This window comes from Desulforhopalus singaporensis (assembly GCF_900104445.1).
GTDB classification, from domain to species: domain Bacteria; phylum Desulfobacterota; class Desulfobulbia; order Desulfobulbales; family Desulfocapsaceae; genus Desulforhopalus_A; species Desulforhopalus_A singaporensis.
In genome coordinates this window covers 16,865-37,965 of the sequence record NZ_FNJI01000002.1, presented here as the reverse complement: position 1 = coordinate 37,965, position 21,101 = coordinate 16,865, and the positions used below count along the sequence as shown (strand labels likewise).

Below are 21,101 nucleotides of genomic sequence, written 5' to 3'. Positions count from 1 at the left end.
GCCCGTTACATCAAGCTCCGATTTACAAAGAGGTGGCAGAGGATGGATGCCGCATAGCCAAGAGCGATTATCGGGGTCCACTTAAGGTGTGCGTTGAATGTGTAGATGCCCCTGGCGGCCCCCATCAGCGCAACTCCTGCCGCAGATCCTATGGACAGCAGGCTGCCGCCGACCCCAGCGGTGAGCGTTACCAGAAGCCACTGGCCGTGGGACATTTCGGGATACATGGTGAGAACGGCAAACATTACCGGGATGTTGTCGACGATGGCCGAGAGGAATCCCACCATGACGTTGGCAAAGGTCGGTCCCATGCCGTGGTAAAGGAATGTCGAGACCATGGCCAGGTAACCGAACTGGGCGAGACCGCCCACGCAGAGAATGACGCCGTAGAAAAACAGCAGGGTATCCCATTCGGCGCGGGCGACTTTGCGGAAAATATCGAACGGGTCCGGCTTTGCGTGATAGGTCTGCTGCGACAGCGGATTGTCGTCAACGTCGTAGTTTCTGTGTTCTTTCTTCTTCAGGTAGTAGGAGAAGAAGCCGAGGTAGCCAAGACCGAGCATCATGCCGGTTGCCGGGGGCATATGGAGGAAATTGTGAAACGATACCGCGGTGACGATGGTGCACAGGAAAAGGAAAATGATCCTCTTGGCTCCAAGTTTCATCACGTATTTGTCTTTACTGGGCTGGGGCACTGCTTTGGGGATGGCAAAATTCATGAAAACAGCAGGCACCAGCCAGTTGACCGCTGACGGGAGAAATATGTCGAAGAATTCGTGGAAGTCGATGACGCCTTTCTGCCACACCATCAGGGTGGTGATATCGCCAAAAGGTGAGAAAGCGCCTCCCGCATTGGCTCCAATGACAATATTGATACAGGCGAGAGCGACGAATTTTTTGTCCTTGCCGCCCACCGCCATGGCGACCGCTCCCATGAGCAGGGCGGTGGTGAGGTTGTCGGCAACCGGGGATATGAAAAAGGAGAGCAGGCCGGTGACCCAGAATACCGCACGCAGTGAAAACCCCCGGGTTACCAGCCAGGACCGCAGTGCCTGGAACACGTTGCGCTCATCCATGGCGTTGATATAGGTCATGGCGACCAGCAGAAACAGGAAAAGTTCAGCATATTCCAGCAAATTATGACGGATGGCCTCTTCTGCCGCGTTGTTGTCGCCCAGTGAAGTGAAGGTGACGGCGACCAGCACCCAGATTACGCCGGCGGCCAGCAGCACGGGCTTGGATTTTCTCAGGTGGAGCTGTTCCTCGAAGATTACCAGCGAGTAGGCGGCAACAAAAAGGAAGATGGAGAAAATACCCATAAATGATCCGGATATGTCAGCGGCGTTGGTGGAATGGCCGCTGCTGGCAAAAGCTGCACCGGCCGGTATCAAAAGAAATGTTAGAAGAGGGAGAATTTTTTTCATAGAAATAATCCTGATTGAATTTAGCATGGAAATTGAACAATGCCGGCGATTATAACAGCCAAAATTTCAGGAGGCAAGAACAGACATGTGGTCTTGCAAAATACCAAGGAAATTAGCTGGCATAGGGAACAAAAAATGTTGGCTGGTGGTCAGCGGTAAGGGGAAAAAAGAGCGGGAACTTCATAAAAAAACCCCTTTGACCGGAGGCCGAAATGGCCTGGTCAAAGGGGTTGGCAAGCGCACCAGTATACGAACGGTGTTATTTTGCGGGCTCGGGAATATACTGGGTGAGCGGGCAGTTGTCGCACCCTGCTTCGGGAAGATCGGTTCCTTTATGGACGCGGTCGATCAGCGCGGCCACTGCGGCCTTACTGTCGGCGAACATGTGTTCCTGTCCGATCTCGTTGATCAGTCCGGTTCTTTCCATCACGGTCAGTACCTGGCCCTTGACACCGCACATGGCAAAGCCGAGCCTGGCGCTGCGAACACGTTTGCACAGCATCGCCAGAGCTTCCTCGCCTGACGCATCCATGTCGTTTATGCCGCGGGCGTCGAGCAGGATATAGCGCAGGCTGGGTTGTTCGGTACGGAATTTTGTCACCTGCTCGTCGAGGTAGCTGGCATTGGCAAAAAAGAGCGCGCCGTCAAAACGAACCACCGAGATATGACGACATCCCTTGAGCCGGTAATGGTCCGCGCTCTTGAGGACGTTCTCCTCGTTGATGGAAAGACTGGCGACCACTGGCCGCATGGACTTGTAGAGAAAAACAACCATAGAAAGGGCGACGCCCACCATGATGCCTTTGTCAAGGTGAGGCGCAAAATAGAGGGTGACTGCGAAACTGAGAATGGAGATCGCGCCGTCATACCACTGGGCTTTCCAGGCATGAATGAACCCCTTCACGTTGATGAGGCCGATAACCGCCATCATGATTACCGCGGCGAGAACGGCCTGGGGCAGATGGTAGAGCAGCGGGGTGAAGAAGAGCAGGGTGATCACCACCATAATGGAGGTAATTACCGAGGAAATCCCGGAAACAGCACCGGCCTGCAGGTTGACCGCAGAACGTGAAAATGATCCGGAGACCGCATAGCTCGAGCCGATGGAGCCGATCATGTTGGCAAGACCCTGGCCTATGAGTTCCTGGTTGGGATCAAGCTTCTGCCCGGTTTTGGCCGCCATTGCCTTGGCGATGGCAATAGCCTCCATGAATCCGAGCAAGGAGATTATGATTGCTGTCGGCAGCAGTTTTAAAAATGATTTGATCGTCAGGTCGGGAACGGAAAATTGCGGCAACCCTTCCGGGATCTGGCCGACCACCGCACCTCCCCCCATAAACAGCAGCGCGGAACTATCGAGCTGGGTGTTGCCGACCTTGAGCCGCCATGTGTTGCCGTCGGTGGTAACAGAATCGGGCAGAGCGTCTTTCGGGTAGAAGGTGTACTTTCCATCCTGCTTTGCCGCTGCAAACTTGAGGTCGCGAAGCTCAGTGCGCAGCAGGTGGCTCTGGTGCTTGGACTCCTTGATCTCCAGGGTGAGCAGAGCGATTTCGCTCTGTAGCTCTATCATCCTATGAGAAACGGAATGGGCGGTCTTTTTTTTCTCGGCGTCAAAAAGCAGTCCGAGCTCGGCACGCTGGTTGCCAAGTTTTTCTATTTTGGCGGTCGCTTCGTTGAATGCGGCGATCTTGCTGTCAATTCCGGCCATTTCAATGGTGCTGAGCGGCTGTCTTGTATCGTTGTTGAATTCGGTGAAATAGGAGATCACCGTGGCGATTGCAACAGCTATGAGCACATTGGGGATGCGTGGATTGATCTTTCGCAGAACCACCATGAGCGTGACGGCTCCCACCCCGTAGAGGAGGGTCGGAAGATGGGTGTAATCAAAAGCTGCTGCGACCACGCGGATCATGGTCTCATAGTGATGTTCCGCCTTGTCGACATAGACGCCGAAAAATTTTGAAAACTGGGACGACGCTATGATAATCGCCGCAGCGTTGGTGAATCCGTTGACGACCGGATGGGACAGGAAATTCACCACCAGCCCAAGGCGCAGCACGCCTAACGAGAACTGGAATATACCCACCGTCATGGCAAGTACTATCGAATATGCTATGAACTCGGATGAACCTGCAGTGGCGAGCGGTTCGAGGGATGCGGCGGACATGAGGGAGACAACCGCCACGGGGCCTGTTGCAAGCTGCCTGCTGGACCCGAAAAGAGATGCAATCATAGGGGGCAAGAAGGCGGCATAGAGCCCATAATAGGCCGGGAGCCCTGCGAGCTGGGCGTAGGCCATGGATTGCGGAATAAGAACGAGTGCTACGGTAAGACCTGCAATAAAGTCAATTTTGAACTTGCCCACGTCGTAATCTTTAAACCAGGCAAGAAATGGAAAAAGCTTCAGAATCATGTTATCACCTTTGTAAGTTCGGCCCATGCGCTGGAACAAAAGGCATGTCTGAACTCCTGCTAAGTTTTTATGTAATCAACTCCGGGCAGTTCCATGCCCCATCTTTTGCTGATGGGCCGGCAATGTGTTTTGTCCTGTGATAAGCGGGGCCTGTTCATCGGTTGTAACAGCACTTGGGCGGACCGCCTTTCCAAGTTCCCTGCGCCTTGTGCATCAACTGCAGCACCGGTCAAGCCGGGGGGGACGTCTTTGTCATTTGCCACTGCCCAAAAAGAGGCTTTGGGCGCAAAAGGGTCGGCCCTGGATATTCTCAGGACTGTCAGACGCGAGCTTGGAGGAAAGAGATCAGGATCAGCCACTGTAAAAACGTGGTGCTGCAACAGATGAATTGCCTCTGGTGCCCAAGGCAGATTCATAGGTTCTTCCATCAATTACTCCTCTTGAAAATAGTTAATATGTAAAACCTGGTGATTCGTCTGTAACTACAGATGAATCACGATTCATTTTTCTTTTGACTGGTAATCAAAGCGTGTTTTCAGATAAAGTCAAGAAAATTAGGCAGGAATAGTCATAATTTGGGAGCAGTTCTGAGAGAAGTTGAATTTTTTTAAAAATTTGGTTAGCTAAGAGTATACTTACGCTGAAGAGAAAATTTCGGGGCCTTGCTGGTGACCGCGTTCTGAAATCCGAGCCCGAATATGCCCGATTGGGGTCTTCCCATTAAAGAAAGACGGGAAAGAGCGCTTGCCTCGAGTTCTGGTCAGAAGGAGCGAAGATGAGTGAAGGGGACGGGAATATACGCATTCTGCTAGCCGATGATCACGTGCTCATCAGGCATGGAATAAAAAACATAATCTCCCAAAACAAACGGTTTGATATCGTTGGTGAAGTGGGGAGCGGCGACGAACTGTTCGATTTTCTGAAAAACGTTGAGGTTCATATCGTCATATTAGATATCAGTATGCCAGGCATCGCCGGCATGGAGGCGATAAAACTGGTGCGCAAGAACTATCCGCATATCAAAATACTTATCCTTACCATGCATGAGAGTAAGCAGGTGTTTTACAGCGCCATGTCCGCAGGTGCCGACGGTTACCTGATGAAGAACGACCCTGACAACGAATTGCTGGTTGCTTTGGAAAAAGTTGCCAGGGGGAAAAAATATGTCTCTCCCAACATGACAGAGGATTTTGCCAGCGACATGATTCTGATGTTTCAAAATGACGGCAAGAGTCCCACCGGCGAACTTACCAGAAGAGAAAAACAGATTCTGCAGTTGGTGGTGAAAGGGCTGACCAGCAGGAAAATGGCGGAAAAACTCAAGCTGAGTCAGCGAACCGTTGATCATTACAGGTCGAATTTGCTGAGAAAGTTCAACAGAAAAAACAGTGTCGACCTGGTCAACTACGTTATCCGCAACGGATATGTTATTTTTGACGAGTGATGTAAAGAAAAGGTAAAGAAATTACCATCCATATTTCGTGATTTCCCGAATATAATGTAAGAATTACCAGTGGATAATAACCGATTGTAAATAATTATCAGTTTGATATAGGTATATATACCAATTGTTGTTTTTTGCCGATCTGGTACTTGTCAATAACGGGTTTTAACAAAGCAAAATTTTCAATGAACCAGTTATTACAATATAAACAGAGAGGAAAAACAATGAACAAAGGTCAACTTGTTGCACAGATAGCGGAGTCCGGGGGATATACCAAAGTACTTGCTGAAGACGCTTTGAATAAGGTCTTGGCGCTGATGGCTTCGGCAATGGAGAAAGGAGAGAGGGTTACTCTGTCAGGTTTCGGATCTTTTAACGTAAAAGAGCGGGCTGCACAGAAGGGCAGAAATCCCCAGACCGGCCAGACGATTATCATTCCCAAACACAACGTGATCAAATTCAGGCCGGGGAAAAATCTATGTGCCAGGATCGGTGAGGAGGGAGACGTCTGAGATAGGATGATCTTTTCAGATGGTGGCGTATCGGATCCTTATGATCCAGAGCAGGGCTCCGGCCGCCACCATCAGTCCGCTGAGCAGCTGGCCCATGGTTAACGATGTGAACAGAAAACCCAGCTGCGGGTCCGGCTGCCTGAAGTTTTCCACGACTATCCGGAAAATGCCGTAGCCGATGAGAAAAAGGGCCAGTATCGAACCGTGGGGCCACAATCGCCTATTTTGTGCTGAAGCCTTCCACGGTTTTTTGTGTGCCGCCCAGACGAGTACAAAAAGCGCCGCACCCTCCAGCAACGCTTCATAAAGCTGCGATGGATGTCTGGGCAGGGGGCCGCCTCCGGGAAACACCATGCCGATTCCGGTTGAGGTTATCCGTCCGTACAACTCCCCGTTGATAAAATTGCCAATCCTGCCGAAAAATAGTCCGACAGGAACGGTGGCGACATAAATATCCGCAGTTTTCCAGAAATTAAGCGATTGCTTTCTACAAAACAGCAATCCTCCGGCGATCAAGGCGATACATGCGCCGTGAAACGACATCCCACCCTGCCACGTTGCCGGAATCTCGAGGGGGTGCGCCAGATAATATGAAAAGTTGTAGAAAAAAACGTACCCAAGCCTGCCGCCGAGAACCACGCAGAGGATAAGCACCATGTTGAGGTTGTCGAAATGGTCGCCCAGTCTTTCAAAAGAAAAATCCCTGATCTGTTTTTTTACGAGCAGGTAGGACGCCGCGAACCCGAGAATGTACATCAGGCCGTACCATCGCACCTGCAATGGGCCAAGGGCGAAAATCACCGGATCGAATTGTGGGTAGGGTATTGTATACATATGAGCCTGGGCGTTTTTATCTGTCGGTAATCTATAGCATTTTTAACTTTCTCAGATGAACCTGCAACACGGAAATAGCGGCGGGGGTGACTCCGGATATTCTCGATGCCTGGCCAAGGGATACCGGCTGGACCCTGGTAAGTTTTTCCACAACTTCGTTGGACAGGCCGGAGAGGGAGGAGTAGTCGATATCTTTGGGAAGCAGCACCGACTCCATCTTCTTGAACCGTGAAACCTGTTCCTGCTGCCGGTCGATATATCCCTTGAATTTAATCTGCAGCACGATCTCGTTTCTGGCACCACTTTTCTCAAGCGCTTCAACCGCCGCGAGCTCTTCAGGGGCAATGGGCAAAGAGGGCAGGCAGCCCATTGTTATCTCGGGCCTTCTGAGCAGGTCGGCCAGGGATGCTTTCTGCTTCAGCGGAGTCGACTGGAGGGCTGCAAGTGCTTCGTTGACTGCTTGTTGCGGACGCAGGAAAATGTTTTCCAGCAGCTGTATTCCTCTTGTAATGGCATCCTGCTTGGCCACATATCGCTTGTGATTTTCTTCGGTGACAAGACCGATATCGAAACCGGTCTGGGCCAGCCGGGCGTCGGCGTTGTCTTCCCGTAAAAGAAGGCGGTATTCTGCCCGGGAGGTGAACAGCCGGTATGGTTCCTTGGTGCCGCAGGTAACCAGGTCGTCGATGAGCACACCGATATAGGCCTGGGAGCGGTCAATGACCAGCGGCTTTTGGTTGCGGGTATAGCGGACGGCGTTGATTGAGGCGACAAGCCCCTGGGCCGCGGCTTCCTCGTAACCTGAGGTGCCGTTTATCTGCCCTGCGAGAAACAGGCCCCTGATCATTTTTGTTTCCAGGGACGGATGCAACCCGAGTGGGTCGATATAGTCATATTCAATGGCGTAGCCGGGACGGATGATCTTCGCCTTCTCAAATCCTTTGATGGAATTGACCATTGCCTGCTGGGTGGCCAGGGGCAGGCTGGTGGGGATGCCGTTGGGATAGATCTCCACGGTATCCAGCCCCTCTGGCTCGACGAATATCTGATGACGGTCTTTTTCGGGAAAGCGCATGACCTTGTCTTCTATCGACGGACAGTACCGCGCGCCTACGCCCTGTATGACCCCGGCATAAAGAGGTGATTCGGTGATCGAATTTCTTATGATCTCGTGGGTCTTCTCATTGGTGTAGGTGATGTAGCAGGGCAGCTGGGGAAGGGTGTAGCCGCCTCCCGATGAAAAAGAAAAGTGGGCCGGCGGATAATCGCTGTGCTGCGCCTCGAGCTGTGAATAGTCGATGGTGGTTGCATCGAGGCGAGGGACCGTCCCGGTTTTCATCCGGCCCATTTCAAAACCGTTGCTGCGAAACCACTCGGCGAGTTTTCGCGATGGGGCATCGCCCAGCCGGCCCGCGGAAAAATTTTTCAAGCCGACATGCACAAGACCGTTGAGGAAAGTGCCGGTTGCAACCACGACCGCCTTGCCAATGATTCTCTCGCCAAGCGAAGTGGTTATACCGCAGACGGTCCCGTCGTCCACTATAAGTCCCGAAACCATGGTCTGTTTTACGGATAGCCCAGGTTGTTTTTCAATGACAGCTTTCATTCGCAGCCGGTAGAGCAGTCTGTCGGCCTGGGCCCTGGAGGATCTCACGGCGGGTCCTTTGCTGGTGTTCAGGGTCCTGAACTGGATGGAGGTGGCGTCGATATTTTTTGCCATCTCCCCGCCGAGGGCGTCAATCTCTCGCACCAGCTGACCTTTGGCCAGCCCCCCTATGGCAGGGTTGCAGGACATCGCCCCGATAGTGTCGGCATTGATCACGGTTAGAAGGGTCGTACACCCCAGGCGCGCCGCGGCCAGGGCCGCTTCACATCCGGCGTGCCCGGCTCCGACGACGATTACATCGAATTGGTCTTGCGTCATGTTGTATGATTTGAATTGATTGTTGCTGTTGTTATCTGTTTTTGGGTTTTTCCCACCATACCAGCGCCCACCGGATCGGGGTTTTGCGCTTTACCGTCACATGGTCAGAGCCCCGGCGGACAACCCTGCTTTTCACATAGTCGCGCAGTGCCCCTTGCTCCTCTGGCGAGAGGTCCTGAAACATCCAGGCATAGGAGGCAAAAGCGTCTTCGAGGTTGTTGAAGGTGGCGTGCTTGTCGATTTCAAGGATAGACACATTTGCATATATACCCATGGTGTAAAGAACGTTTACGGTATATATGTAGTCGGGTCCCGGCTCAAAAGGTCTGCCGATTGCCTCGAAGGCTCCCTCATCAAACGGAGTCGCTCCCGCCCGGTCAGTGAGAAAGACATACCTGGCTGATATTGCATCGATTTTTTTTAGTGCGCTGTGGAGGTCGTAAACCCCCATCGACCGCGAAGCGATGGCTATATCGTGGGTATCGATGCCGTAATCTCGCCAGTCGTCCTCCCAGGCGGCGCAGACAGTGGTGATGTTGTCAAGCCCCTCTTCCTCGGCATGTCTTTCGAGAATTTTCAGCATCTCCGGAGAAAAATCCACGGCAGTGACCCGGCGGGCCCTTCTGGCTATGGGAATGGCGAGGGTACCGGGCCCGCAGCCGATGTCCAGAACGGAACAGGAGTCGTCCTTGGGAAGATGGGACAGAAACAGATCGACGTAATCGTTTTTGCGGTTGCGACTGTTGAAGGATTTGGCCTTGGCATCCCACTGCTCAGGACCTTTGCTCTTCCAGGCTTTTCTGGCCATGGCGTTTTGTCTCAGCGCTGCCCAGTCGATGTCTTGGTAAATTGCAGGGGTCGAAGGAACCATGGATCCTCTGGCTTGGAGAATGGTTGTGGGTTTGAAACTATCGTAGCTGTTACGGAACATAGATGCGCATATTTTTCAGAACCTGATGAGAATAGCACAGCATTGAGCCTTTAGCAATATGCCCTTGGCGAAGAGAACAAAAATGTTTGACACGGGAATAATAATGTGTTTATTATTTTCCTTTTGTAATTTTGTATTCCTGATGGGGAAAATATTTCCGGCAGGATAAACGGGCTGCGGCAAGAGAGGGATTTTACATTTCAAAACGTATTCTTGCGCAGACAAAAGAACAGTGAATGCTTCATGGTACGCCATGGGTTTCAAGTAAGAGGAAGTGAAGAATGAGCAAGCGAACTTTTCAGCCAAGTAATCTAAAACGTAAACGTACCCATGGTTTCCGCGAGAGAATGAGCACCCGTGGAGGCCGCGCGATTATCCGTGCACGCCGCGCCAAGGGGCGGAAAAGACTTTCAGCGTAACTTGGCCGATCAAAGACTCTTGAAGACGGACCTCATCCGGAAGAGATGGGAGTTTGATAGAGTTTACAGTAGGGGGAAACGCTTTCACGGTGAAAGGTTTAGTCTGATCTGCCTGCCGAATTCCACGGCTGAAAGCCGGATCGGAATAAGCGTTCACCGTAAAATTCGCGGTGCGGTAAAGAGAAATCGCATTAAACGAATTATCAGGGAATCGTTCAGGATTGAGAGGAACCGGTATCCTGCGGGGATGGACATCGTTTTCGCCGTAAGACCCGGTTTTTCCCTGAACAGCCCGGGCGAGATCCGTACGGCAGTGCGCGAGATCACAACCTCCTTTACCGGTTGTCATTAATGATGAAATGAAGATAGGCATTCTGTTTAGAAAAGCTTTAATCGGATGCATACGGGCTTATAAATATCTCATCTCGCCACTCCTGCCACCCGCTTGCCGTTTTACTCCCACCTGTTCAGCCTATATGATAGAGGCCGTTGAAAAACATGGAGTTGTCCGAGGGGCCGGTTACGGTCTGCTGCGGCTGCTTCGCTGCCATCCTTTTGCAAAAGGCGGGTACGATCCTGTGCCGTAAACGGGATTGCTCGCTGTTGAGTTTAGTGTAATCGGAATCCTGATGTTAAACCCCTTTCGCCACCATTAATGGACAGTTCATGGACACCTACAGAGCTTTTTTAGCTATCCTTATCTCCTTGGCCATTCTTCTCGGGTATCAATATTTTTTCGTCGGTTTTGACAAGCCTGCTCCGGAAAATGAAACTGCCACAACAGCTGTTACGACCCCTGGTGAAGAAGCCTCCGCTACTCCCCAGGCTGTTTCCCCTGCTCCGCCCGCCGAAGAGATCATGAAGACGCCGGTTGAAGCGGTGGTTTATGACCGCACCCCGGAAGAAGTAACGATCGACACTGATCTTTATACCGCAACAATCTCCGAAGATGGTGGTACCGTCACCAGTTTTGTGCTGAAAAAGCATATGGAGACCAAGGGTGAGAATTCTAAGGGGATGGAACTGGTAAAGACATCCGCGACCGAAGGGTTTCCTCTTCAGTTCAGCTGGGGAAGCGCGGTGGGAACGAAAATTCTCTACACCGCCGACAGCCGCAAGCTGACCCTGTCAACAAACGACAGCAAGGCCGAACTTCACCTGGTTGGACGAGCCGGTAACGGATTGACGGTGGAGAGGGTGTACCGCTTCGACAACCAGAGCTACCTCATGGATATGACAGTAAAGGTGATCAACGGTTCCGGTACAATACTCCAGGGGGCGCCGCATGTCGGCCTGGTCAATAAGCCTTTTACCGGCGGTACTGCGGGGCCGGCCAACAGATTTCTGTTCAATGGTCCGGCCATTTACCTCAACGACGAGTTGAGCCAGGTAAAAGCGGACGAGTTTGAGGAGGGCCCCAAGGTCATGCAGGGCGCGATCGACTGGGCCGGATATGAAGGAAACTATTTTCTCTGTGGAGTTGTTCCCCTTGATGGGGCGGCGACCAGTTTTACCATGCAGGGTACCCAGGACCTTGTCCGCTCCGAAATCGGCGGAGCTCTTGACACACTTCAGCCTGGAAGCGCAAAGGAGTACAAGTATCACGTCTTTTACGGTCCCAAAAAACTTAAAATGTTAAAGGAGATCGGCTTCAACCTCGATCGGTCCGTTAATTTCGGATGGTTTGATTTGATCGCAAAGCCGGCGCTGTGGCTCCTTAACATGTTCTACGGGGTGTTCCACAACTACGGGATTGCCATAATCCTTGTCACCGTACTGTTTAAAGGTGTGTTCTGGCCTATTTCCCAGAAGGGAATGAAGTCGATGAAGAATATGCAGAAACTGCAGCCGAAGATGGTCAAGATCAAGGAGAAGTATAAAAACGATCCCACCAGGATGAACCAGGAGGTGATGAACCTCTACAAGACGTACAAGGTCAATCCCCTGGGAGGCTGCCTGCCAATGGTGCTGCAGATCCCGGTGTTCTTTGCCCTGTACAAAGTACTTCTCCAGGCAATTGAGCTGCGTCATGCGCCCTTTATGCTCTGGATTACTGACCTCTCCGCCCCGGACCGTTTGTGGCTCGGGTTTCAGATTCCCTATCTCGGAGGTTTGCCGGTATTGACCTTGTTGATGGGAGCTTCCATGTTCTTACAACAGAAACTGACACCCACCACGGCCGATCCGACTCAGGCGAGGATCATGATGTTTCTGCCGGTTATTTTCACTTTCATGTTTCTTAACTTTGCATCGGGATTGGTACTCTACTGGTTCGTAAATAATTTACTTTCCATTCTGCAGCAGGTACTGATCAATCGAGAGAAAAAAACAGCGGCAGCCTAGCGCCTTACCGTCCGTCTGCCTCTTTTGACGTGAACGAAGCAGTGGTGCTTTTAGCATCCGTAGTTATTGTTCATGAAAAGGTGGCTGAAACGATTACGGACAAGGTGCCTTAAAAGAGATACAATTGAGAAAGGTTATGTAATGTCTTCAAATAAGAAGGATTTCTACGGAAAGGAAGTCACGGAAGCGATACGAAAGGCATGCGAGAGTTTGGGTGTTGCGCAGGAAAAGCTCGACATAGAGGTGATAGAGACAGGCTCGACCGGTATCTTCGGCCTTATCCGCAAAAAAGCGCACATACGGGTGGAGGTCAAAGCCGACGCTGAGGAAGATGTCGAGGTTATTCAGGTCGACGAGATGATCGCCGCCAACGGCGGTAATGGGAAAAAACAGGGCAAGAGCAAGACTTCCGGCAAAAAACCACCAAAGGCGGATCAGGAGGAGTCGCAGAAGCAGCCTCCTCCAGCTCGGGAAAACACCAACGGCAAGCCGGCAGAAGAGCTAACCGGGAAGCCGCCTGTCCCGTCACCCCAGAGGGCAGCTGACGAGCAAGGTGGCGGCGAGCAAGAGCAGCAGGATTCGCAGCCGGAAAATGAGGTAAGCCCGGAAGCTGTCGCTCTGGTCAAGCAAGAACTGCTCGACCTCGTCAGGCTGATGGGGTTTCCCTCGTCGGTCGATATAGAAACCAAAGGTCTTGCTGTCGGCTGCACCCTGAGGGGGGAGTTCGAAGAGGAACTTGCCGGTATGGAGGGTAAGGTCCTTGACAGCCTCCAGTATCTGCTGCGCAAGATTATTATCCGCAAGGTTGAAGAAAAAGTGCGGATTAGCGTAGATGTCGGCGATTTCAGGGAAAAACGTCTTGAGGAGTTGAAGGTGAAGGCCGCAGAGCTGGCCGTTCTTGCCAAGGAGGAAGGAAAAACCCAGGTACTGCCCGCCCTTAACCCTTCGGAGAGGCGTTCCATCCATATGGTTCTCCAGGAAGACAAGGATATTCGCAGCAGGTCGGTAGGGGACGGACTGTTTAAGAAGATACTTATCTATACACCCGGCAAGCGCAACAGAGGACCGAAAAAGCGCGCAGGTTCCCGGGCAGGCCAGAACAAATCGAATCAGAAGAAAAAATAGCGACGGTTCCGGCCGTTTTACACTCATGGAGTGTCACAGTTTCCACGCGTGTTCTGCAAGCGGTTGCCGGTCGTTGACAAGGTCGTATCCCCCGACAGTGGTAATATCGTTTGAATTGGTGATGACCGAGGCTGCAAAGGAAAATCACACAATTTTTCATGGGCGTGGTAATTTTATGCAGCAGCGGTTTAAACCTCGCCCGCCTGGTTCAGTGAGAGTTCCGGACAGACGTGAGGTGTACTGGTGAACAGATCCTATAACGACTCGACTATTGCCGCCATTTCCACTCCGCCCGGAGCAGGAGGAATAGGCATAATACGTATCAGCGGGCCGGCGTCCCTGACGATTCTGCGCTCGCTTTTTACCCCCAAAGATAAAAAATGCAGTTACCAGAGCCACCGGCTCTACTACGGACATCTCCGAGACCCGCAAAGCGGCAGGATCGTCGACGAAGTGTTAACGGTCTATATGGCTGCGCCTGCAACGTACACCCGTGAAGATGTGGTGGAATTACATTGCCACGGCAGTCATCTGGTGCTCGGCAACGTTCTCGAGCTGGTCCTCCATGCGGGTGCGGATCTCGCCGACCCCGGAGAATTCACCAAGAGAGCCTTTTTAAACGGCCGTATTGATCTCACCCAGGCCGAGGCGGTTATTGACATTCTTGCCGCCAAGACAAGAAAAGGCGTCGATCTCGCCCAGGAGCAGCTTTCCGGGTCGCTTTATCACCGTATTGATCCGGTCCGCCAGTCACTTGCCAGAGGTCGTGCGGTGGTTGAGGTCGCAATCGATTTCCCCGATGAAGATGTCGAGATAGCAGATCATTCACAGCTGATCAGGCAGCTTGAAGACGAGGTCGTTGCACCCCTGGAAGAACTTCTCGCAGGTGCCGGACGCGGCAGGCTTTACCGTGAAGGGATTTCGATGGTCATTGCCGGTCTGCCAAATGTCGGTAAATCCTCCCTGTTGAATACCCTGCTCCAGGAAGAGCGAGCCCTGGTCACCCCTTTTCCCGGAACGACGAGGGATTCTATCGAGGAGTTGATAGATATTGAAGGGGTTCCGGTAAAAATCGTCGATACCGCCGGAATCAGGTCCGGGGCGGAGGAGGTTGAGGAACTTGGTATCCTCCGTGCAAGAGAACTGATAAACAGGGCCGATCTGGTGCTGTTTCTTGTGGACGGCACCGCAGGCCTTAGCGAAGCTGACAGGACACTCTACCGGGAGGTGTGCCATAAACCAGTCATTGCGGTGGTCAACAAGGTTGATCTCTGTGGCGGGAGGGAGTTTGACCTGGCACAACTTGACGGGCTAAAGAGTCAGGTGGTGATTTCCGCCAAGGAACAGATCGGGATAGCAGGGCTTAAAAAAGAAATATACCATCAGGTCGTCGCCGGAAATGAACAGTGGGAAGAGCAGGGTTGTGCTCCAAATTTCAGGCACAAAGTCGCCTTGCGGGCGGCGTTGGAGGCGGCGCGGCGGGTTATGATAACCCTGGAGCAAGGGTTGACCTACGACCTGATCGCGGTTGACCTGCAGGAGTGCCTCGACTGTCTGTCGGAGATTGTCGGCGAAACGACGGCCGAAGATGTGCTCGATGTTATTTTTCAGCAGTTCTGTTTGGGCAAATAACAGGAAAAGGCTGGTTGATGAATAGGATATTAGACTGCATTGAAGAGCGTTTCGGGTCGCCTGCAACTGAGATGATCCCTCTGTCCGCGGCCGGGGGCCGGTTTCTGACCAGAGACCTTGCCGCCACTGGGAATATGCCGGTTTATGACGAAGCTCTTCGTGATGGTTATGCTATCGCAATTGACGACAACCCAGCTGATGACCAGGGCAAAGAACCGTCTGATGATGAGGCTTTTCGGTCCGGAAAAACCGGGGAGGGGATGCTGGAGTATGTCATCGACCGGGAAATAGCTGCAGGCTGCAGTGACATTGTTCCTCTAAGGCCAGGATATTGTCACCGGATTTTCACCGGTGGGGTGGTGCCAGCCGGTGTTGACATGGTCGTACCCTTTGAGGAATGCAAGGAGGAAGGGGACCGTGTGGTCATCAACTTGAAAGAATTTGCCGCCGGCCGCAATTATATAAAGAGAAAGGGGGCTGAAGTCCGGTGTGGGGAACGCCTGGTTGAGCGAGGGGAGAGGGTCTGCAGCGATCATATCACCATGCTCGCCTCGATTGGGATTGACCAGGTTCCTGTGGCTCGTCGACCCAAGGTCGCCTATTACTGCACAGGCAATGAACTGGTGACCGCCGGCGAAAGGCTTGGGACAGGGTTGAAGAAGTCGCTCAACGGATGGGTCCTTTCTCAGGCAATCGTCGCGGGCGGCGGACTCGTTGAACGCGGGATGGTTCTTGGCGACGACCGCCAGCTGCTGGTTTCGACTTTTGTCGAGGCAGCGAAGAGCAAGATCGACCTGGTTATTACCACTGGAGGCATGGGACCCGGCAAGTATGATCTGGTTAAGTCGTCTTTTGTCGAGGCCGGGGGTGACGTTGTTGTTGATTTCTTACCCATGCGCCCTGGGAAATCCCTGCTGTTCGGCACGATAGAGCACACAGCGTTCCTTGGTCTGCCGGGACCCCCTCCGGCCGTTCGGACTCTTGCAAATGAGCTGGTCGGGCCGATTCTGAAACGGATGCAGGGTGCCAACCGCTACTGGCCTGAAAAGTTTGAGGCACAGATACTGCATGATCTAAGGCTCAAAAGAGACGGGGTGACTCATTACAAGAGCGGGGTCTATTTCATCGAGGGCGGTAAATCTTTTGTAAGACAGTCGAAAAGGCTTGAACCTGTTACCTGTTATATTGTCACCGAGCCGGGTCGTCGGCTTGTTAAAGAGGGCGAGATGGTAACAGTTCACCTCCGTGAATAACCGCAATTTTTTTCATTTCTGGCATACAGGACAGTAGTAGCTTGCTCTGCCCCCGATCATTTGTTTCTCTATCGTCGTCCGACAAACTGTACACGGTTGGCCTTGTCGCCCGTAAACCCTGAAGTTTACCTGGAAATATCCGGTTTCCCGACTGGCGTTTACAAAGTCGCTGATGGTTGAGCCGCCGCATGCGATCGCCTCCGAGAGTACTTCTCTGATACAGGTCGCCAGTCCCTGCCATCTGCTGGGACTTATTGTGGCAATTCTCCTGGCCGGCCTGATTCCGGCCCTGAACAGCGACTCGTTGGCGTAGATGTTGCCCACTCCGGCAACGACCTGGTTGGTCATAATAAGCTGCTTGACTGCAACCGTGCGATTGCGGGCGAGCCGCTGAAGGTAGGCACCGTTGAAGATTTCTGAAAAAGGTTCCGGTCCCGTGGTGCGGTAGAGTGTCTTTTCAAGGGATGCGACCGTTTCGGCTGGCACGTGGGTGATCGAGCCGAAGCGTCGGCTGTCGTTGAATCTCAGCAGGGTTCCGTCAGCAAAGCGCCATTCCAGGTGGTCGTGTTTTTTGCGTGGGGTGTCCTGCTCAAATATGCCGAGGTTTCCGGTCATTCCCAGATGGATGACAAGAAGTGCTTCATGGTCAAAATGAAGCTGAAGATATTTGGCCCGCCGACTTACTGCAACGAGCTTTTTTTGCTCGAGGTCATCCCTGATCCTGTCGATGTCAAAAACGGTGCGAAGGGGCAGCCCGCTGTACCAGATGTTCTCTACGGTTCTGCCCAGCAGGTGTTTGCGCAGACCCTGGCAGGTCACTTCTACTTCGGGTAATTCGGGCATAGAGAGGTTATAAAATTTGGCGGAGGGGTTTTTAGGGTTCGCGGTTATCGTTGATAACGCTATAATCGTTATTGTCAATTCAGGCAACCCCTCCCTACACGCTAACCCGCTGTTTTCAAGAAAAAGCTTGCAGTTTCAACGGTTGCTGCTAATTATTGGCCTGAGGGAGCGTTGTGGTCGTTCAATATCGTAAAAAAATAAAAAAATGAGGATGTTATGGATGCTATCGGGGGACTCACCGCCTACGACCTGGTTATAGTCGGTCTTTTCATTCTGCTGGTAGGCCGGGGAATCTGGCTTGGTATGCTCAAGCAGGTAACGGGACTGCTGGCTCTTTACTTCGGCTATTTTGCTGCAAGCCGGTATCATGAGCAGATTTTTCCAATGCTGAAAAACGTTACCGACAACCCCAAGGTCATGTTTCTGACCAGCTACGTGATCCTCTTTATCATCACCTATATCGTGATAATGCTGATCGGCAAAGGGTTGAGCATGGTTGTCCAGATGACCATTACCTCTTGGTTTGATAAGCTTTTCGGCGCACTGGTGGGTTTTGCCAAGGCGGCTATCCTTGCCGTGTTGCTCCATATCGTTCTGGGAACGATCCTGGCACCGGAAAACCCAATGCTCAGAACCTGCAGAACCTGCGGGGCGTTAAACGGTGCAGCCGATTTCACGCGGGAATTCATCCGCAACGAAGAGGTGAGAAAATCCCTGCTGCAGCAGCAGCCGGCGATTTCGCTCGACGCGGTAAAGAACTATCTGGCGCCCGCAGATGAATAGACCCTCCCGGCTTATATGATGAAGAAAAGATCCTTTGTAAAACCCCTGTCGTATGTCGAACGGTTTTACCGCGATTCGGCTGACAGCCGGTCCATGGTGTCGGTCATGGTCAAGGTCAAGGACACCGACCTGCATATTCTCGCCGACCGGGATGTGTCTAAGAAGGCGCAGGAACTGGCCCTGCAGTACAGACTGCAGATTGAGGATTATATACGGTGTGTTCCCCGGTTTGAACATTCCCTGACGCCGCTTAGCCCGGATCCGCTGGCTCCGCCAATAGTCAAAGCGATGCTGAAAGCAGGAGAAAAAACCGGCACCGGACCGATGGCTGCAGTGGCAGGATCGATCGCCGAGTTTGTCGGCACTTCTCTGCTCAAAAGCTACTGCAGCGAAATTATTGTCGAAAATGGCGGTGATCTCTTCGTCAAGAAGGACCGGGAGGCGACCGTCGCCATTTTCGCCGGGGAATCTCCTCTTAGCATGCGGGTTGGCGTCAGGATTGGAGCCACGAAAATGCCGACCGGGATCTGTACCTCTTCGGGCACTGTCGGACATTCGCTTAGCTTTGGCCGTGCCGATTCCGTCACCGTGATTGCCCGCTCGACCCCCCTGGCTGATGGTGCCGCCACCCGGCTTGGCAACGAAGTGGGCAGGGAGCGGGATGTTGATGCCGGGATAAAGCGAGCGCTTGATGCCTCCCGTTTAATTGACGGACTGAGTGGCATAATCGTCGTATGCGGCGACAAGCTGGGTGCGGTGGGTGATGTTGAGCTGGTGCGGCTTGGCTCTGGTTCGAACACGTGACATATTGCAAGAGATGCCAATATGTATTCAGAAAAACCGGTTGCTCCAACCAATTGGATAGTTGGGCGAAATTGGGGTATACTGGAGCTAGGGTATCAGGGTGCGATGCCCATGCACTAACCATATCAGAGAAATTTCAGGTGCAGGAGGTAGTTCATGTCATCTCGTGCAACAGGATCATACAACCGGGATCTACGTGGTCTGGACCGCTGCTATCTTGTGTTCTATCTCCGGGTATTTGACGGTATGAGCTGCAGAATTCTCGGTCATCTGCTTGATATCTCTGAAAAAGGATTAAAACTCCTCTGTGAAAGTCCGGTTGAGCTCGATCGAAAATATCGCCTGCGCATGCGGTTGCCGAGTCCGTTGAAGGATAGAAACGAGATCATTATCGATGCGACCAGCAGGTGGTGTATTGCAGATGAAAATGCCGGTTTTTATCAGGCCGGATTCCAGATCAAAGGGCTCTGTTCACGCTCCACCACTCTTATCAGCAATCTTATCAGGGATTTCAGTTACCGGAAATCTGCACCGTGAAGGGGGCTGTTACCAGCCTTACCACCCTCTCTTCCTGCCTACCGGGGCCGTGCTTCTGCAAGCAGATCTTCGCGGAATTTCTCGACAAAAATTTCGAGTTCCTCCTGCCACGTTGTGAAAAGTGAGAGGCCGGCATCCTTTAATACCTTATTCTCAAGAATTGAGTTTGCCGGACGGTGCGCAGCGGTAGGGTATTCTGACGTTGTGCAGGGATGGATAGAACAGTCGATCTCCATCTTTTCAAGGAAATAGCGAGCCGCTTCATACCAGCTGGAGTATCCTTCAGACGTGGCGTGGGCTATGCCGGTAATATCGGTGTCGAGCAGTTTGCCGATCTGTCTGGCCAGAGTGTAGGACCATGTGAGTGAGCCGAACTGGTCGTCTACCACCCTGAGTTCGCGGTCCGGGTCGGAAACAGCAAGCCTCAGCATCGTCTTGAGAAAATTTCCGCCGGTGGCGGAATAGAGCCATGCTGTTCTCAGGATCAGGTGGTTGGCGCAGTATTGTTGTACCGACTGTTCCCCGGCAAGCTTGCTTTTGCCATACACTGAAAGCGGGTTGGTGGTGTCTGACTCGAGGTAATGGTCGGGGACACGCTTCGCCCCGTCGAAGACGTAGTCGGTGGAGACGTGGATCAGCCTGGCATTGTGCCGCTGCACCGCCTTGGCGAGATGTTCCGGCCCCCTGGCGTTTATCTCCCAGGCAAGTTCGGACTCTGATTCACACTTGTCGACCGCGGTATAGGCGGCACAGTTGATGACCGCCTCCGGACGGTTTTCATCCAGACAGCGGTCGATGCTTGCGCGGCTGCCGATGTCTACCTCCGGAATATCGCAGCCGACGATTTCGTTGTCTCCTGCAAACAGTGAACAGCAGTCTGAGCCAAGTTGGCCGTTGGCACCGATTATCAATATTTTCATTGTAAGGACTCCCTTATGGCGCCATCTTTTTTTCGGCAACGATGTCGGCTATGTATTGGCCGTATTGGTTTTTCAGCATGTCCGTTGCCAGGTTTGCCAGCTCATCCAGGGTAATGTAGCCAAGTTCGTAGGCTATCTCTTCGATACAGGCCACCTTCAGTCCCTGTCTCTCCTGGACCGCCTGGATATAACTTGAAGCCTGCTGCAGCGATTCATGGGTTCCGGTATCGAGCCAGCAGAATCCGCGGCCCAGCGGTTCAACCCTGAGTTTGCTGCGTCTCAGGTATTCGTTGTTTACATCGGTGATTTCGAGCTCGCCCCTCGGAGACGGGGTAACCTGCTCCGCTATGGCGACAACATCGTTGTCGTAGAAATAGAGCCCCGGCACTGCATACTTTGACTTGGGTTTGGTCGGTTTTTCTTCAATGCCGATAACGTTCCGGCATGCATCAAACTCCACCACACCGTAACGTTCAGGGTCTTTTACCAGATAGCCGAAGATAAGCCCGCCCTCATCAAGAGCGGTTGATTCCCTCAAAATTTTTGAAAAGCCCGGGCCGAAAAAAATGTTGTCGCCGAGAATAAGACAAACGCTGTCGGTCCCGATAAAATTCTTGCCGATAAGAAAAGCCTGGGCCAGCCCCTCGGGTTTTTCCTGTATCGCGTAGTCGATGGAAAGGCCCAGATGAGATCCGTCGCCGAACAGCTCCTGGAAATGAGGCAGGTCGTGGGGGGTCGATATTATCAGGATTTCCTTTATTCCCGCGATCATGAGAACCGACAGGGGGTAGTAGATCATCGGTTTGTCGTAAACGGGAATCATCTGTTTGCTGATGACCTTGGTTAACGGGTAGAGTCTTGTACCGGAGCCTCCGGCAAGTATGATGCCTTTCATGATAAGCGGTTAGAAAAAAAGGAAATCTGTTGTATTGAATGTTGCCGTCAGCCGGCTAATTTTTT

At 52.4% G+C, this 21,101-nt stretch carries 20 protein-coding genes; 12 read left to right on the top strand and 8 right to left on the bottom strand.

What is annotated here, in order from left to right:
- Positions 1 to 5: 5 nt before the first annotated feature.
- Together nhaD and BLQ17_RS01305 are read right to left on the bottom strand one after the other, a co-directional pair.
- On the bottom strand, positions 6 to 1,424 hold the full coding sequence (gene nhaD / locus BLQ17_RS01310; protein WP_092218995.1) for a sodium:proton antiporter NhaD: 1,419 nt from the start codon (positions 1,422 to 1,424) through the stop codon (positions 6 to 8).
- 259 nt (positions 1,425 to 1,683) lie between these two features.
- Positions 1,684 to 3,837 (bottom strand): SulP family inorganic anion transporter, encoded by a 2,154-nt coding sequence (locus BLQ17_RS01305; protein ID WP_092219311.1) that lies wholly within the window; start codon positions 3,835 to 3,837, stop codon positions 1,684 to 1,686.
- Positions 3,838 to 4,612: 775 nt separating this feature from the next.
- On the opposite strand from BLQ17_RS01305, the gene BLQ17_RS01295 reads away from it, so the two are divergent.
- Both BLQ17_RS01295 and BLQ17_RS01290 read left to right on the top strand, forming a co-directional pair.
- The gene (locus tag BLQ17_RS01295) at positions 4,613 to 5,281 is read left to right on the top strand and encodes a response regulator (RefSeq protein WP_092218991.1); all 669 of its coding nucleotides are present in this window, start codon (positions 4,613 to 4,615) and stop codon (positions 5,279 to 5,281) included.
- 185 nt (positions 5,282 to 5,466) lie between these two features.
- A complete protein-coding gene (locus BLQ17_RS01290; RefSeq protein WP_281180474.1) occupies positions 5,467 to 5,793 on the top strand; it encodes an HU family DNA-binding protein in 327 nt (108 codons plus the stop codon).
- Between the two features lie 15 nt (positions 5,794 to 5,808).
- Here the strand turns inward: BLQ17_RS01290 and lgt are convergent, their stop codons facing one another.
- From lgt to BLQ17_RS01275, 3 genes are read right to left on the bottom strand one after another with little or no spacing between them, the layout of a single operon-like run.
- Positions 5,809 to 6,627: a prolipoprotein diacylglyceryl transferase gene (gene lgt / locus BLQ17_RS01285; protein ID WP_092218989.1), complete on the bottom strand. Its 819-nt coding sequence runs from the start codon at positions 6,625 to 6,627 to the stop codon at positions 5,809 to 5,811.
- A gap of 31 nt (positions 6,628 to 6,658) precedes the next feature.
- The gene (gene mnmG / locus BLQ17_RS01280) at positions 6,659 to 8,551 is read right to left on the bottom strand and encodes a tRNA uridine-5-carboxymethylaminomethyl(34) synthesis enzyme MnmG (protein ID WP_092218987.1); all 1,893 of its coding nucleotides are present in this window, start codon (positions 8,549 to 8,551) and stop codon (positions 6,659 to 6,661) included.
- A gap of 31 nt (positions 8,552 to 8,582) precedes the next feature.
- Positions 8,583 to 9,422 (bottom strand): class I SAM-dependent methyltransferase, encoded by an 840-nt coding sequence (locus BLQ17_RS01275; RefSeq protein ID WP_176761032.1) that lies wholly within the window; start codon positions 9,420 to 9,422, stop codon positions 8,583 to 8,585.
- 341 nt (positions 9,423 to 9,763) lie between these two features.
- Between BLQ17_RS01275 and rpmH the strand changes: the two genes are divergently transcribed.
- From rpmH to BLQ17_RS01235, 7 genes are all read left to right on the top strand, one after another.
- Entirely contained in the window at positions 9,764 to 9,901 is a 138-nt protein-coding gene (gene rpmH, locus BLQ17_RS01265) for a 50S ribosomal protein L34 (RefSeq protein WP_092218983.1), read from the top strand.
- Positions 9,840 to 10,253 carry a ribonuclease P protein component gene (gene rnpA, locus BLQ17_RS01260; RefSeq protein WP_342674176.1) on the top strand — a complete coding sequence of 138 codons (414 nt, stop codon included), beginning with the start codon at positions 9,840 to 9,842 and terminating at the stop codon, positions 10,251 to 10,253. Before rpmH ends, rnpA begins: the two co-directional genes overlap by 62 nt.
- Positions 10,254 to 10,260: 7 nt before the next feature.
- Positions 10,261 to 10,488, top strand: coding sequence for a membrane protein insertion efficiency factor YidD (yidD, locus tag BLQ17_RS01255; protein ID WP_092218979.1), 228 nt, complete (start codon positions 10,261 to 10,263; stop codon positions 10,486 to 10,488).
- 79 nt (positions 10,489 to 10,567) lie between these two features.
- Entirely contained in the window at positions 10,568 to 12,244 is a 1,677-nt protein-coding gene (gene yidC, locus BLQ17_RS01250; protein ID WP_092218977.1) for a membrane protein insertase YidC, read from the top strand.
- Positions 12,245 to 12,385: 141 nt separating this feature from the next.
- Positions 12,386 to 13,369 (top strand): Jag family protein, encoded by a 984-nt coding sequence (locus tag BLQ17_RS01245; RefSeq protein WP_176761031.1) that lies wholly within the window; start codon positions 12,386 to 12,388, stop codon positions 13,367 to 13,369.
- A gap of 243 nt (positions 13,370 to 13,612) precedes the next feature.
- Complete coding sequence (mnmE, locus tag BLQ17_RS01240) at positions 13,613 to 15,001, top strand: tRNA uridine-5-carboxymethylaminomethyl(34) synthesis GTPase MnmE (protein WP_092218973.1); 1,389 nt, start codon at positions 13,613 to 13,615, stop codon at positions 14,999 to 15,001.
- A gap of 17 nt (positions 15,002 to 15,018) precedes the next feature.
- On the top strand, positions 15,019 to 16,254 hold the full coding sequence (locus tag BLQ17_RS01235; protein WP_092218971.1) for a molybdopterin molybdotransferase MoeA: 1,236 nt from the start codon (positions 15,019 to 15,021) through the stop codon (positions 16,252 to 16,254).
- Positions 16,255 to 16,266: 12 nt separating this feature from the next.
- On the opposite strand, the gene mutM is transcribed toward BLQ17_RS01235, so the two are convergent.
- The gene (gene mutM / locus BLQ17_RS01230; protein ID WP_245694920.1) at positions 16,267 to 17,184 is read right to left on the bottom strand and encodes a bifunctional DNA-formamidopyrimidine glycosylase/DNA-(apurinic or apyrimidinic site) lyase; all 918 of its coding nucleotides are present in this window, start codon (positions 17,182 to 17,184) and stop codon (positions 16,267 to 16,269) included.
- Positions 17,185 to 17,313: 129 nt separating this feature from the next.
- Between mutM and BLQ17_RS01225 the strand changes: the two genes are divergently transcribed.
- The 3 genes from BLQ17_RS01225 to BLQ17_RS01215 all read left to right on the top strand — a co-directional run bounded on the left by BLQ17_RS01225 (position 17,314) and on the right by BLQ17_RS01215 (position 19,221).
- Positions 17,314 to 17,880, top strand: a complete 567-nt coding sequence (locus BLQ17_RS01225) for a CvpA family protein (protein WP_092218969.1) — start codon at positions 17,314 to 17,316, stop codon at positions 17,878 to 17,880.
- Between the two features lie 15 nt (positions 17,881 to 17,895).
- Positions 17,896 to 18,684: a UPF0280 family protein gene (locus BLQ17_RS01220; protein ID WP_218121692.1), complete on the top strand. Its 789-nt coding sequence runs from the start codon at positions 17,896 to 17,898 to the stop codon at positions 18,682 to 18,684.
- 156 nt (positions 18,685 to 18,840) lie between these two features.
- Entirely contained in the window at positions 18,841 to 19,221 is a 381-nt protein-coding gene (locus tag BLQ17_RS01215; RefSeq protein ID WP_092218967.1) for a PilZ domain-containing protein, read from the top strand.
- A gap of 38 nt (positions 19,222 to 19,259) precedes the next feature.
- Here BLQ17_RS01215 and rfbD read toward each other — a convergent pair whose 3' ends face one another.
- Entirely contained in the window at positions 19,260 to 20,141 is an 882-nt protein-coding gene (gene rfbD / locus BLQ17_RS01210; RefSeq protein WP_092218964.1) for a dTDP-4-dehydrorhamnose reductase, read from the bottom strand.
- A gap of 13 nt (positions 20,142 to 20,154) precedes the next feature.
- Positions 20,155 to 21,036, bottom strand: a complete 882-nt coding sequence (rfbA, locus tag BLQ17_RS01205; RefSeq protein WP_092218962.1) for a glucose-1-phosphate thymidylyltransferase RfbA — start codon at positions 21,034 to 21,036, stop codon at positions 20,155 to 20,157.
- Between the last annotated feature and the right edge of the window lie 65 nt (positions 21,037 to 21,101).